Raw genomic sequence first — 13,095 nt, 5'->3', positions numbered from 1 at the left:
GTTTGTTTCCTTGGGCCAGATGTCAAATTCTTGATCGTTGGCTGGTGCGCGGTGGCACTAATTGGCGTTTTCGTTGTGGTGATAGACCAGGTTGACGCCAAGAACGCCTGAAAGGTCACCGATCTCTTTCATGGTGTCGGCCAGTTGCCGGTCATTCTTGGCTTCAAGTACGACAATGATTTTTCCCGAGACGTCACGTGCGGTGATTTCGATGCCGGGAAAGGCTTCAAGTTGTGTCGCGATCACGTCCAGATGTTCGGGACGGGCCTGAACAATCATGCTGGAGATCACCCCGATATTTTCATCCATGGGCGTGCTCCTTTTGGGGGGTAATGGATATGGCGTCGGCCGGGCAGGCCGAGAGGCATGCGCCGCAACCGGTACATGCGTCTTCATTAACGATGACACGGGCCCGACCACCCAGCTGTGGGGCGATACGGATGGCAGATTCCGGACAGACATCCCCACAAGACCGACAGTAAATCCCGTTTTCCGCAAAACAGGTTTTGGCAACCGTAATGTCGAGGTTCCAAGGGGTATCGGCTGTCGCGTCAAAAACATCTTCTGCACAGGCATGCGAGCAGGCCCCGCAAAAGGTGCATTCACCTTTGGTGAAATCAATGACCGGATGGTTTCTGCCGTCAAATGCGATGATGCCTTCCGGGCAGGCGGGCGCACAATCACCACATCCCGTGCAACGGGCATCAAGGTGCCACGCCCATGGTGGCCGGATAACATCATCGGTCTGATCAGAATGCGTCGTCGATACAGCCCTGAAACGGGCAAAGAAGTCACGACGGCTTGTCTGTTTTGCGTTTGCAGGCATATCAGCCCCCTTGCCCCTACATCGGAGGTCCGGGCGGTCCGGCAAACATCTGATAAATCCAGATTGAAAAGCCCAATCCACCAACGATTGCAACCGAAAGGGCGGGGGCCAGGAACACGGCCAAAAACAGAAAGCATCGCAATTCTGTTTTACGCCGGGGTGGGCCATCTAGAGTTTGGCTATCGCTCATGGTTTCGTTTCTCTCACTTCGAGGGGAGGAAACCTTTCCTTTCGCCACTATGTCCCAAGCGAAAGCTGGTGTTCTCTTTTTGGGGTTATCGGGCGGGACCGATGAATACCCACTTCGAAGTTAAGGTCATTCCCGTGAGGATTTCAATCTTAAATATAATTAACTACATAACTTTGAAATTATAAGTATTCTAAAAAATGGCTGTCTGATAGAGAAACAGCGTTATTCTGAGTTTTGCGGCCTAAAACCGATCAATCACAGTGACGCCGGTTCCGACGAAATTGTCCATATTCATAAGCGCCGTTGCGCCTTCGGCCAGTGTGACTCGGTCGCCGATGAGTTTTTGCGGGGTGAGTTTACCGGTCATGATCATGTCGAGCATGGCGTCATAGCGAAACGCCTGCATGCCGTGGCTGCCGAGAATTTCCAGTTCATGGGCGACAACGCGGTCCATCGGGACTTTGGCGTGGGCGTGATCGCCGGTCATAAGGCCGATCTGAATGTGTTTGCCGCGTTTGCGTAAACTGGCGACCGAGTTAAAGCAGGTCTGCTCACTGCCAAGTGCATCAACCGATACATGCACACCGCCGCGCGTGATGTCCTTAATCGCGGTTGGGATGTCGTCAATGGTGCGGGCATTGAGCGTGGCATTTGCGCCAAGTTCCTTGGCAAATTCAAGTTTGCTGTCATCAATATCAACTGCAATGACATAGGCACCGGCGGCAGCAGCAATCATGACCGCCGATAGGCCAACCCCGCCCGCACCATGCACCGCAACCATTTGTCCGGCGGATACTTTGCCCTGATCAATCACACCACGGAAACTGGTGGCAAAGCGGCAGCCGAGGCTCGCCGCGGTGGCGAATTCCATATCGTCTGGAAGCGCAATCAGGTTGGTGTCGGCATAGTCGATGGCAACATATTGCGCAAAGCTGCCCCAATGGGTAAAGCCCGGCTGGAACTGGTTGTCGCAGACCTGATGGTTGCCGCTGTGGCATTCAGGGCAATGCCCGCATCCCGATACGAACGGCACGGTGACCCGGTCGCCTTCCTTCCAGCGTTTGATGTCCTTGCCAACCCCGACAATGGTACCGGCAAATTCATGGCCCGGTACATGGGGCAACTGTACATCGGAATCATGGCCCATCCAGCCGTGCCAGTCGCTGCGGCATAATCCGGTCGCGCCGACCTTGATCACAACGCCATCATTGGACGGGGTGGGATCATCAACGGTCTGTATGTTGATCGGGCCTTGGTACTCGGTGAAATAGGCTGCGCGCATTTTGGGGCTCCCGGCGTGAACGAGCGGAACGTTATTTTCTAAGTATCGTCCTTGTCGCGGTCGGAATGCAACCGGACAACTTTGGGCACACCAATGCCCGGCTTGGGGGCCGGTTTTGGTTTTGGTGCGGTTGGTTGATAGCGGCCCCACGGGGATGTGTCGCGGTCTTCGCCGGTCGGGGTTTCCTTGCCCCATGGGCCGCGCCGGTCGCGCTTCATCGCCGCACGCTTGGCAGCACGTTCGGCCTCATAGGCCGCGGCCCATGGTGGGACGCCAGACCCGGAGGTACTTGCGCCGCGTGCCTTGCGCCCTGGTCGGCCGGGGCGATAAACGCCAAAGGCCGGTGCATGTGATCCATCATGCCATAGCGGCACGTTGCGGTGCTTGAACAACGGGATCAGGACAAGCCCGGCAATAAAGCCGGCGATATGGGCAACCCACGCAATGCCGCCGCCGGCACCACTGCCGAAATTAAAGACCTGTGTCACGAACCAGAAGCCCAGCACGAAGACGGCCGGGACGTAGAAAATGAACACCCAGAAGAACCAGACCAGAATGCGGGCCTTGGGATAGAGCAGGAAATAAGCCCCCAAGACACCGGCCAGCGCCCCCGACGCACCAATCATCGGAATTTGCGACTGGGTGTCGAGCAACCCGTGCCCAACGGCGGCGGCAACCCCGCACAGCAGATAGAAAATCAGGAAGCGGAAATGCCCCATGGCATCTTCGACGTTGTTCCCAAACACCCAGAGATACAGCATGTTGCCCGCAATATGCATCCAGCCACCATGCATGAACATAGAGGTGAAAATCGACAGGAATTCATATCCGGGCGGGAAAGCGGCAAGTTGGGCTGGTAGGTTGGCATAGCCAAACAGGACGGCAGGAATGGCTCCGTATTGCAAGGTGGCCAGCGTTGCGCCCTTTGGACTAAGTGATATGGTCACAAGGAAGACAGCCACATTGATTGCAATGATGGCGTAGGTGACCCAAGGCGTTATCGTGGTCGGGTTGTCGTCCTTGATCGGGAGCATCGGCTCGGTACTAATCCTGTGGCACGTTTAAATAAGGTTGCGTTTTAGGCCTGAGCCGATTGGGCATAAGCACCAATAGATTATGCGACATGCACTTGTTTCTGTGCGGTCAAGCTATCACGAAGATGAGCCGCCAACTGACGATATTCACGCTTTCGGGCTGAACTGCGGCGCCAGACCATGCCAATGCGCCGAATGGGGACCGGGTTTTCAAATGGAATGATCTTTAGAGAATCCGGGCGGCGGGCTTCGACTTCCAGCGACATTTCAGGCAAAAGCGTTGATCCGACACCGGCAGCAACCATTTGCACCAGAGTTGACAGGCTATTGGCCTGAAAATCGGCGGACTTGCTCCAGCCGGCTTTCTGGCAGACCTCAAGTGCCTGATCGCGCAGGCAATGACCGTCTTCGAGCAGAAGAAGCTTTTCGTCCTTGATGTCGGCGATCTCGATATGGCGTTTTTTGGTCAGCGGGTTATCCGGGCTGCACGCAAAGACAAACCGGTCTTCAAACAGATCAAATTCTTCGAGCCAGTTTTCTTCGATCGGAAGTGCGATCAGAGCCAGATCAAGTTTGCCCGCCGCCAGAAGCGATACCAGTTTGGATGTCTGGTCTTCGCGCAGGAAGGGCTGCAGTTTGGGGAAGCCTGATTTTAACTGTGACATCACGTCGGGCAAAAGATACGGACCAATTGTCGGGATTACGCCGATATGGATCGGACCCGAAAGTGGTTCTGTCGCGGCCTGTGCCATGGTGGTCAGTTCATCGACTTCATGGAGGATACTTCGCGCCCGCGAAACGACATCTTCGCCCAGCGGCGTGATGAGGACCTGGCGCTTATTGCGTTCAACCAGCTGCGCCCCGAGCAGGCTTTCAAGCTCGTTAATCGCGGCTGAAAGGCTTGGCTGGGTGATAAAGCATGCCTCGGCAGCGCGGCCAAAATGGCCACATTCCGCCAAAGCGACAAGATATTTGAGCTGCTTGATGCTGGGTTGGGCAGCCATTAATTTTTCCTATCAACAAGCGAAGTTTTATCTATTTGTCTTAGTTAGTGCATTTCACTACAAATCGCCAGCAGTGAGTGTTCATTTCGCACTTGCGTACAAGAATTAGCGGCCTGTCGGGGGCCGCAATTGGGTTTTTTAACTAGGGTTAGGAGTAACCATAATGCTTACCGTTGGTGATACGCTTCCTGAATTTAATCTGACTGGTGTTTCGGGCAAATCCCCGGACAGCTTCGCACCGGTTACCGATAAGTCCTATGACGGCAAGTGGAAGATTTTGTTCTTCTGGCCGAAAGATTTCACCTTTGTTTGCCCGACCGAAATTGTCGGTTACGGCGAATTGAACGGTGATTTCGAAGACCGTGATGCGGTTCTTCTGGGCTGCTCGACCGACACCGATTTCGTCCATGCTGCATGGCGCACCCACCACGAAGATCTGGGCGACAGCCCGTTCGTATGGCTGGCTGACGAGAAAAAAGAACTCTCGACCGCCCTTGGTGTTCTGGCCAAAGACGCCGGTGTTGCCCTGCGTGCGACCTTCATCGTCGATCCGGATAACATCATCCGTCACGTGCAGGTAAACGATCTTAACGTTGGTCGTAACCCGCATGAAGCACTGCGTATTCTTGATGCGCTTCAGACCGACGAGTTGTGCCCGTGCAACTGGACCCAGGGTGACGAAACCCTCTAAGTCTGGTTCAGACGATTTTGGGATCGGGCATTTGCCCGGTCCCGCTTTCAGCCCATCGGATGTTTATCGATCCTGATGTCTGCATATCTGGCAGTCGGGTGGCGGCTGATTTGTTTAATGATTTTTGCGACGTTCGCATCACGGAATTCAGGGGAAAACCAATGACTTCGATTACCGAAATCAAAGACGCAATGCCAGCCTATGCCAAGGACCTGAAGCTGAACCTGTCGAGCATGGCGAACAATCCGGGCATGACCGATCAACAGGTTTATGGCACCGCGCTGGCCTGTGCTTTCGCATCGCGCAACGCCAAATTGATCAAGGCAGTTGCCGCAGAAGCCAAAGCCAAGCTTTCCGACGAAGCCCTTGAAGCCGCCAAGGGTGCGGCCGCAATCATGGGGATGAACAACATTTATTACCGGTTCGTACATCTGGTGTCAGATGACGAATATGGTTCGATGCCAGCGCGCCTTCGCATGAACATCATCGGCAAGCCGGGCATTGATAAAGCCGATTTTGAGCTGTTTTCAATCGCGGTGTCGGCGATCAACGGCTGTGGCATGTGCATCGATAGCCATGACAAGGTTCTTAAAGGCGCTGGTATCAAAAAAGAAACCATTCAGAACGCGATCCGTATTGCGTCTGTGATCCATGCGGTCGCGGTTGTCATTGACGCCGAAGACGCACTGGCTGACTAAGAAAACCGAATTTCCGGGTTGCGGCCCGAACGAAAAAGCCCCGGTTGCATGATGCAGCCGGGGCTTTGTTTGTTTTGATGGTGTTGGGTCCTTGCCCCTAGGCTGTGACTGGTGCTTTGATGCCAAGATGTTTCAGGCTCGCAGTAATCACCTTTTCAGGCTGATCAAAATGCGGGATGTGGCCGCATTCCTTGATCAGCATTTTTGTCACCGGGCCGCGGACATGTTTGCAGATGGTATCGACCTGATCGTCACTTCCAAACTGGTCATCATCGCCCTGTATCACCAAAAGCGGGCAGGTGATGTTGGGCAGTTCGTCAACCATGTTCCAGTCGCGAAATGCCGGTTGGCGCCATGTATCGACCCATGATTTGAACACCATGTCAGTCTGGAAAAAATGATGGCGTTCGAGTTTGGTTTTCCAGTCGGTCATGGCATAGATTGAGGCCGCATCATTGATCCCGGCAATGGTGACGTCTTCAACAAACACATGTGCGGCTTCGGATATGACAGCGCTAACATTGTCGGGAAAGCGGGCGGCATATTTAAGCGCAATGGTGGCCCCGTCGCTGTGCCCAAACAGGACCGGGCGGGTCAGACCAAGTTGGCTGATCAATCCATGCAGATAGACATCACTTTCGACATTGTGAAAATCAATCGGGCGCGGGACATCGCCGTCCCCATGTGGATCAGACCGTCCATGGCCGCGCCGTTCATAAATGATCACCGGATGTTTGGTGGCGGTGGCAAACTTTGCCGGGAAATCGCGCCACATGCGGATGGTGCCCAGGGCCTCGTGCAGGAAAATGATGGTGGGGGCATCGTCCATCACATCGAGGGGAATGATCCGTTGGCAGGACAGGCTGACCCCGTCGACGGTGACATAGAAATTCTCGTTTAACATGGTGTGTCCGATTTATCGGTAATTTGGTGCGCAATTGTTGAATTGAATAATGGACAAAAAAACAGGGCCCGGCAAGTGCCGGACCCTGTGAAATGTTTTTCAGCGAGGAAATGCTGAACCCGTGCGACTTATTTCAAAGCAGCACAAGCGCGTTTGATGCGTGCGCAGGCTTCGGTCAGGGCCGCATCCGACGTTGCATAGGAAATGCGGAAATACGGGGCCAGACCGAATGCCGAACCCGGAACTGCAGCAACGCCTTCTGCTTCAAGCAGGTAGGTGATGAAATCGGTGTCGGTTTCGATTTTCGTGCCATCCGGGGTGGTTTTGCCGATTACGCCCGCACAGGACGGATAAACGTAAAACGCACCTTCAGGCTTTTTGCACGACAGGCCTTCGCATTCGTTCAGGGCTGCGACAACCAGATCACGACGGCCTTTGAAGACTTCTGCGCGCTCGGCGAGGAAATCTTGCGGACCGTTCAGGGCTTCGACCGAAGCAGCCTGACTGATCGAGGAGGTGTGGGTGCTTGACTGCGACTGAACCTTGTTGATCGCTTTGATCAGCTCAACCGGACCCGCCGCATAGCCAAGACGCCAACCGGTCATGGCATAGGATTTCGACACACCATTACAGGTCAGCGTGCGAGCTTTGAGCTTTGGCTCAACTTGGGCAATGGTGGTGAATTCGAACCCGTCATAGACGAGGTGCTCATACATGTCATCGGACATGATGTAGACGTTTTCGTGTTTGAGCAAAACGTCCGCAATTGCGCGCAACTCGGTGCGCGAATAGGCCGCACCGGTCGGGTTGGACGGGGAGTTCAGAACCACCCATTTGGTTTTTGGCGTGATGGCAGCTTCAAGCTCGGCAGCGGTGATTTTAAAATCGTTTTCTTCCTGACATTCAACAATGACAGGGGTGCCTTCGGCCATCAGCGCCATATCCGGGTAGGAAACCCAGTACGGTGCCGGGATGACAACTTCGTCGCCCGCGTTCAGCGTTGCAAAGAACGCATTGAACAGGGTCTGTTTACCACCACACCCGACGGTGATTTCGTCGATAGTGTATTCCAGGTCGTTTTCACGTTTGAACTTTTCGACAATTGCCTTGCGCAGCTCGGGCGTGCCGGCGACCGGAGTGTATTTGGTCTTACCTGCATCGATGGCGGCTTTGGCAGCGGCTTTGATGTTGTCGGGGGTATCGAAATCCGGCTCACCTGCGCCAAGACCGATCACATCAACGCCAGCGGCTTTGAGCTCGGCGGCTTTGGTGGTGACGGCAATGGTGGGAGAAGGTTTGATACGGCTCAAACGGTCGGCAATAAACGCCATTGGTCTGTTTCCCTGGAATGAAAAAAGAAGTGAAAAGAATCGCGTTCTTTCGGATCGGACCCTACGCCTGCCTTAATTTCAATTCAAGGCTCATTCGGCGCTTCTGCGGGTTCTTTGGGATGATTTGATCGTATTTTCGACCCTTGATCTGTCTGATCGGAAAGAACTTAACCCTTAACGCCATGAATTGGGCATTGTTCCCATTAAGTGGCGTCCTGACATCTGCTGACATTTCCTGACAGGATGTGTCAGGGGTGGGGCTTGCGGTTGGGCATATCTGTCTTATAACTACACATAGGATAAAACAGGGGCCTGCCCGATGAATGCGCTACCGGAATTTTTGACAAAACGCCGCCCGCCGGTCGAAGGATCGCGGGAATTCAAGCTAGTGACAGAATATCAGCCAGCAGGCGATCAGCCCGCCGCGATAGCCGAGCTTATGGACGGCATCAATGATGATGAGCGTGATCAGGTTCTGCTGGGTGTGACCGGGTCGGGCAAGACCTTTACCATGGCCAATATCATTTCACAGACCCAGCGTCCGGCATTGGTTCTGGCCCCGAACAAGACACTCGCCGCCCAGCTTTATGCGGAAATGAAGTATTTTTTCCCGGAAAATGCGGTCGAGTATTTCGTATCTTATTACGACTATTATCAGCCGGAAGCCTATTTGCCGCGCAGTGATACCTATATCGAAAAAGACTCGTCGATCAACGAGCAGATCGACCGGATGCGTCACGCGGCAACCCGTGCGATTTTAGAGCGCAACGACTGTATCATCGTCGCGTCGGTGTCGTGCATTTACGGTATTGGGGCGGTTGAAACCTATCTTGAAATGACGCAGCGCATTTCGGTTGGCGATGAAGTTGATCGCAACGACATCATGAAGCGTTTGGTCGAATTGCAATATACCCGCAATGACGCGGCCTTTTCACGCGGGACATTCCGGGTGCGCGGCGATGTTTTGGAAATTTTTCCGGCCCATTCGGAAGACCGCGCATGGCGGGTGTCGATGTTTGGGGACGAGATTGAGGAACTGGCCGAGTTTGATCCGCTGACCGGGCATAAATTTGCCAGCATGGATTCGGTCACGGTCTATGCCAATTCGCACCACGTCACCCCGCGCCCGACCTTGGTGCAGGCCATGACAGGTATCAAGCAGGAGCTGAAAGACCGCCTTGCCCAGTTCCAGAACGAAGGCAAGCTTCTGGCAGCTGAGCGGATTGAGCAACGCACGACGTTCGATCTTGAGATGATGGAAACGGTTGGCCATTGCAAAGGGATCGAAAACTATTCGCGCTGGCTATCGGGCCGTAATCCCGGTGATCCGCCGCCGACCCTGTTTGAATATTTGCCCGAAAATGCCTTGCTGTTTGTCGATGAAAGCCACGTTGCCGTGCCCCAAATCGGCGGCATGTTCAAGGGTGACTTTAACCGCAAGTTCACCCTGGCCGAACATGGGTTCCGCCTGCCAAGCTGTGTTGATAACCGGCCGCTGAAATTCGAAGAATGGGAAGCGATGCGCCCGCAAAGCGTGTTTGTGTCGGCAACACCGGGCAAATGGGAAATGGAACGCACAGGGGGCGTGTTTACCGAGCAGGTGATCCGTCCCACCGGTCTGATCGATCCGGTTTGTATTATTCGGCCGGTCGAAACGCAGGTTGACGATTTGCTGGGGGAGGCCAAGGAATGTGCGGCTAAAGGACAACGTGTTTTGGTCACGACCTTGACCAAGCGCATGGCCGAGGATTTAACCGAATATCTGCACGAACATGGCATTCGGGTGCGGTATCTGCATTCCGATATTGATACGCTGGAACGGATCGAGATCATCCGCGATTTGCGTCTTGGCGTGTTTGACGTTCTGGTCGGGATTAACTTGCTGCGGGAAGGCTTGGACATTCCCGAATGTGCGCTGGTGGCGATTTTGGATGCAGACAAGGAAGGGTTCCTTAGGTCGAAAACATCACTGGTGCAGACCATTGGCCGTGCGGCGCGTAACGTTGATGGGCGTGTGTTGCTTTATGCCGATAAGATGACCGACAGCCTTGAATACGCGATTGATGAAACCAACCGTCGGCGCGAAAAGCAGGTTGCCTATAACGAGGCTCATGGCATTACGCCCGAAAGTGTGCGGTCGCGGATCAATGACGTCATCGAAAGTGTCGCTGAACAGGACTACGTTACGGTCGATACGGGTGTGTCGGGCGATACGCTGATTGGTCATAACCTGCGCGCCCACATCGAGGATCTTGAAAAACGTATGCGTGATGCCGCCGGAAACCTTGAGTTTGAGGAAGCCGCCCGTCTGCGTGACGAGATCAAGCGACTTGAAGATCAGGAACTTGGTCTGGCCGAAGCAGGGCCAATGGCGCGAACGATTGGTACTATCGGACCCGGTTCGAAATCAGCTAATAAATCAAAATACAAGGGACGCCGCCGCAAGGGGCCTTAAGGCATGAATTGATCTTGTGGTCTTTGGTTGCCGGGGTTTGGGGGGTATTCCAACCTCTGAAATGTGTCGAATTTGCCATAAAGTTAGGTTTGACTAACTTTAGAAGCCGCGTCATAAATAGTGACCTTACAGACCGTAAGGGTATTTCACAGTCAGGCCGTTTTCAGATGTCCGAAGCCAAGCAAGCCCCCGCACGTGATGTGGGATGGCGCAATGATGCATCCGATCCATCCTTGATGGAGGTGTTTCGATCCATTGCGGTATCCAACCAGTCGGGAAAATTCCGTAAGTTTCTGGCCTTTGCCGGACCGGGGTATCTGGTTGCGGTTGGCTATATGGATCCGGGCAACTGGGCGACATCACTGGCCGGTGGGTCGCAGTTTGGCTATGCGTTGCTGTTTGTCGCCTTGTTATCCAACGTCATGGCGATTGTTTTGCAATCACTGTGTGCGCGGTTGGCCATCGGGTCAGGCCGCGATCTTGCGCAGGCGTGCCGGGATGCGTTTCCGAACTGGGTGTCATGGCCGCTTTGGGTTTTGGCGGAACTGGCCATCTGTGCGACCGATCTGGCCGAAGTCATCGGGACGGCGATTGCACTTAATCTGTTGTTTTCGATCCCGCTTGAATTGGGGGTTTTGATCACAGCAGCCGATGTTCTTTTGATCTTGTGGTTACAGGGGCGCGGGTTTCGCTGGGTCGAAGGGTTCATCATCTCATTACTGGCGGTGATATCGGTCTGTTTTGGTGTGCAGATTGCCATGGCCAACCCCGATTGGCATGGGGTGATTGTCGGTTTTGCCCCGACAGTCGATCTGATTGGCAATCAGAATATGCTGTATCTGGCACTTGGTATTATTGGCGCGACGGTGATGCCTCATAACCTGTATCTGCATTCGGGCATTGTGCAGACGCGGGCCTATGAGCACACCCCCGAAGGTAAGCGCGAGGCGCTTAAATATGCCACGCTTGATTCCACCGTTGCCCTGTCATTTGCGCTTCTGATCAATGCATCGATCCTGATATTGGCGGCCGCCACGTTCCATGTGGCAGGGCGCACGAATGTCGATGATATCGGCATTGCCCATGAGTTGCTGGCGCCACTTTTGGGCGCATCGGTTGCCCCGGCATTGTTTGCCATTGCACTTTTATGTTGCGGGCTCAGTTCGACGGTGACCGCGACCATGGCCGGTCAGATCGTGATGGAAGGGTTTATCAACATCCGGCTGCCCAACTGGATGCGGCGCTTGGTGACGCGGCTGATTGCGATTGTGCCGGCGATTGCCGTGACGGTGATTTACGGCGAAGGACAAACCGCCAAGCTTTTGATCCTGTCGCAGGTGGTTTTGAGTTTCCAACTGCCGTTTGCTGTCGTGCCACTTGTGATGTTTACCGCGTCGCGTGAAAAGATGGGTGATTTGCGGGCCCCGATGTGGATGACGATTGCCGCATCGCTGATTGCGGCGGTCATCATCGCGCTGAACATCAAGCTGCTTTATGACATCACGTTTAATGGTGTGATGATCTGATCGGCGGGGCATCGTTTGACATGCAAAGAAGGGCTGCCGTGTGGCAGCCCTTCTTTGTTGGGACGTCGTGGGTCGGGGAGGGATTACATAAACAGTTTTTCGTCTTCCATGCCCTTGTACATGTCAGCCACATAGTCGCCGTAGCCGTTGTAAATCTGGGTCGGGACGGTTTCGCCGTTATTGAGCAGGCGTTCCTGTGCCTGACTCCAGCGTGGATGGGGGACTTTGGGGTTCACATTGGCCCAGAAGCCGTATTCATCCTTGTTGAGTTCTTCCCAGAAACTGACCGGGCGTTTGTCGGTAAAGGTGATACGGACGATGGATTTGATGTTTTTGAACCCATATTTCCACGGGGTGACCAAACGCAGCGGTGCACCGTTTTGTTTGGGCATTTCTTCGCCGTAGATGCCTGTGGCAATCATGGTCAGCTCGTTGGTGGCCTCGGCCATCGACAGGCCTTCGACGTAAGGCCATGGATACCAGAACTGACGCAGGCCCGGCATGGTTTCCTTCTGGCTGGCGGTTTCCATTTCGACATATTTTGCGCCTGACAATGGCTTGGCAAAATCGACCAGTGCCTTCATCGGAAAGCCTGACCACGGGACGGTCATGGCCCATGCCTCAACACAGCGGAAACGATAGACCCGTTCTTCAAGCGGCATTTTGCGCACCAGGTCTTCGAAATCGATTTCAATCGGCTTTTCGACCATCCCGTCAATCTTGACCGTCCATGGACGCAGTTTAAGCGCCTGTGCGGCTGATGAGATGGATTTGTGCGACCCGAATTCATAGAAATTGTTATAGGTCAGCGCCTTGGCCTTTTCGGTCATTTCGCGATCAACGGTATAGGCCGGATTGCGGGTCACCGGATAAAGGTCGGCGGTGGGGCTTGTCCCTTGGGCTAGCGCACTGCCAAGCGGCATGGCTGCGGCGGAAGCACCGATTGAACCAGCAGCAATCCCTTTTAGAAACTGCCGGCGGTTTTTGTAAACCGCTTCGGGGGTGGCTTCACGTTCCGGGATTTCCCAGCCTTTGTTGCGGCGTATCAGCATTGCTTCCTCCAAAATCGCACTGAACATAATGTCCGCGCAAAATGACATTCGGGCAAGTCACGCCTCGGTGAACAGCCAGTGAGACGTGTTTGATTTCAGTTT

General features: G+C 54.2%; 13 protein-coding genes. 4 read left to right on the top strand and 9 right to left on the bottom strand.

The genetic code is table 11. The annotated features are described in order from the left end of the window. Nucleotides 1-57: 57 nt before the first annotated feature. The 6 genes from AMM48_RS10425 to AMM48_RS10400 form a co-directional block, all read right to left on the bottom strand. Nucleotides 58-309 (bottom strand): chaperone NapD, encoded by a 252-nt coding sequence (locus AMM48_RS10425; protein WP_022731259.1) that lies wholly within the window; start codon nucleotides 307-309, stop codon nucleotides 58-60. Beyond that, nucleotides 302-826 carry a ferredoxin-type protein NapF gene (gene napF, locus AMM48_RS10420; protein ID WP_102783961.1) on the bottom strand — a complete coding sequence of 175 codons (525 nt, stop codon included), beginning with the start codon at nucleotides 824-826 and terminating at the stop codon, nucleotides 302-304. The genes AMM48_RS10425 and napF overlap by 8 nt, the downstream gene beginning before the upstream one ends. Before the next feature lie 16 nt (nucleotides 827-842). Continuing rightward, entirely contained in the window at nucleotides 843-1,016 is a 174-nt protein-coding gene (gene napE / locus AMM48_RS10415) for a periplasmic nitrate reductase, NapE protein (RefSeq protein ID WP_102783960.1), read from the bottom strand. Nucleotides 1,017-1,257: 241 nt separating this feature from the next. Further along, the gene (locus tag AMM48_RS10410) at nucleotides 1,258-2,298 is read right to left on the bottom strand and encodes a zinc-dependent alcohol dehydrogenase family protein (RefSeq protein ID WP_102783959.1); all 1,041 of its coding nucleotides are present in this window, start codon (nucleotides 2,296-2,298) and stop codon (nucleotides 1,258-1,260) included. A gap of 38 nt (nucleotides 2,299-2,336) precedes the next feature. Beyond that, nucleotides 2,337-3,332, bottom strand: coding sequence for a rhomboid family intramembrane serine protease (locus AMM48_RS10405; RefSeq protein ID WP_102783958.1), 996 nt, complete (start codon nucleotides 3,330-3,332; stop codon nucleotides 2,337-2,339). 80 nt (nucleotides 3,333-3,412) lie between these two features. Continuing rightward, a complete protein-coding gene (locus AMM48_RS10400) occupies nucleotides 3,413-4,336 on the bottom strand; it encodes a LysR substrate-binding domain-containing protein (RefSeq protein ID WP_102783957.1) in 924 nt (307 codons plus the stop codon). A 163-nt stretch (nucleotides 4,337-4,499) separates the two neighbouring features. On the opposite strand from AMM48_RS10400, the gene AMM48_RS10395 reads away from it, so the two are divergent. After that, entirely contained in the window at nucleotides 4,500-5,027 is a 528-nt protein-coding gene (locus AMM48_RS10395) for a peroxiredoxin (RefSeq protein WP_022731265.1), read from the top strand. A gap of 161 nt (nucleotides 5,028-5,188) precedes the next feature. After that, nucleotides 5,189-5,725 (top strand): carboxymuconolactone decarboxylase family protein, encoded by a 537-nt coding sequence (locus tag AMM48_RS10390; protein ID WP_102783956.1) that lies wholly within the window; start codon nucleotides 5,189-5,191, stop codon nucleotides 5,723-5,725. Nucleotides 5,726-5,822: 97 nt separating this feature from the next. On the opposite strand, the gene AMM48_RS10385 is transcribed toward AMM48_RS10390, so the two are convergent. After that, nucleotides 5,823-6,629, bottom strand: coding sequence for an alpha/beta hydrolase (locus AMM48_RS10385; protein ID WP_102783955.1), 807 nt, complete (start codon nucleotides 6,627-6,629; stop codon nucleotides 5,823-5,825). 128 nt (nucleotides 6,630-6,757) lie between these two features. Beyond that, nucleotides 6,758-7,960, bottom strand: a complete 1,203-nt coding sequence (locus AMM48_RS10380) for an aspartate transaminase (RefSeq protein WP_102783954.1) — start codon at nucleotides 7,958-7,960, stop codon at nucleotides 6,758-6,760. Nucleotides 7,961-8,279: 319 nt separating this feature from the next. On the opposite strand from AMM48_RS10380, the gene uvrB reads away from it, so the two are divergent. After that, the gene (gene uvrB, locus AMM48_RS10375) at nucleotides 8,280-10,415 is read left to right on the top strand and encodes an excinuclease ABC subunit UvrB (protein WP_102783953.1); all 2,136 of its coding nucleotides are present in this window, start codon (nucleotides 8,280-8,282) and stop codon (nucleotides 10,413-10,415) included. A gap of 167 nt (nucleotides 10,416-10,582) precedes the next feature. Further along, nucleotides 10,583-11,941, top strand: a complete 1,359-nt coding sequence (locus AMM48_RS10370) for an Nramp family divalent metal transporter (protein WP_102783952.1) — start codon at nucleotides 10,583-10,585, stop codon at nucleotides 11,939-11,941. 83 nt (nucleotides 11,942-12,024) lie between these two features. Here the strand turns inward: AMM48_RS10370 and msrP are convergent, their stop codons facing one another. Next, complete coding sequence (msrP, locus tag AMM48_RS10365) at nucleotides 12,025-12,993, bottom strand: protein-methionine-sulfoxide reductase catalytic subunit MsrP (protein WP_101300011.1); 969 nt, start codon at nucleotides 12,991-12,993, stop codon at nucleotides 12,025-12,027. Nucleotides 12,994-13,095: the final 102 nt, after the last annotated feature.

It is taken from the genome of Thalassospira sp. GB04J01, assembly GCF_000751115.1.
In the GTDB taxonomy this organism is placed as follows: domain Bacteria; phylum Pseudomonadota; class Alphaproteobacteria; order Rhodospirillales; family Thalassospiraceae; genus Thalassospira; species Thalassospira lucentensis.
The sequence above is the reverse complement of the archived record's forward strand: the minus strand, read 5'-3'. Positions and strand labels throughout refer to the sequence as shown.

Coding starts and splice junctions, on each gene's coding strand:
- AMM48_RS10425 (WP_022731259.1), bottom strand. CDS start 309: ATGGATGAAAATATCGGGGTGATCTCCAGCATGATTGTTCAGGCCCGT.
- napF (WP_102783961.1), bottom strand. CDS start 826: ATGCCTGCAAACGCAAAACAGACAAGCCGTCGTGACTTCTTTGCCCGT.
- napE (WP_102783960.1), bottom strand. CDS start 1,016: ATGAGCGATAGCCAAACTCTAGATGGCCCACCCCGGCGTAAAACAGAA.
- AMM48_RS10410 (WP_102783959.1), bottom strand. CDS start 2,298: ATGCGCGCAGCCTATTTCACCGAGTACCAAGGCCCGATCAACATACAG.
- AMM48_RS10405 (WP_102783958.1), bottom strand. CDS start 3,332: ATGCTCCCGATCAAGGACGACAACCCGACCACGATAACGCCTTGGGTC.
- AMM48_RS10400 (WP_102783957.1), bottom strand. CDS start 4,336: ATGGCTGCCCAACCCAGCATCAAGCAGCTCAAATATCTTGTCGCTTTG.
- AMM48_RS10395 (WP_022731265.1), top strand. CDS start 4,500: ATGCTTACCGTTGGTGATACGCTTCCTGAATTTAATCTGACTGGTGTT.
- AMM48_RS10390 (WP_102783956.1), top strand. CDS start 5,189: ATGACTTCGATTACCGAAATCAAAGACGCAATGCCAGCCTATGCCAAG.
- AMM48_RS10385 (WP_102783955.1), bottom strand. CDS start 6,629: ATGTTAAACGAGAATTTCTATGTCACCGTCGACGGGGTCAGCCTGTCC.
- AMM48_RS10380 (WP_102783954.1), bottom strand. CDS start 7,960: ATGGCGTTTATTGCCGACCGTTTGAGCCGTATCAAACCTTCTCCCACC.
- uvrB (WP_102783953.1), top strand. CDS start 8,280: ATGAATGCGCTACCGGAATTTTTGACAAAACGCCGCCCGCCGGTCGAA.
- AMM48_RS10370 (WP_102783952.1), top strand. CDS start 10,583: ATGTCCGAAGCCAAGCAAGCCCCCGCACGTGATGTGGGATGGCGCAAT.
- msrP (WP_101300011.1), bottom strand. CDS start 12,993: ATGCTGATACGCCGCAACAAAGGCTGGGAAATCCCGGAACGTGAAGCC.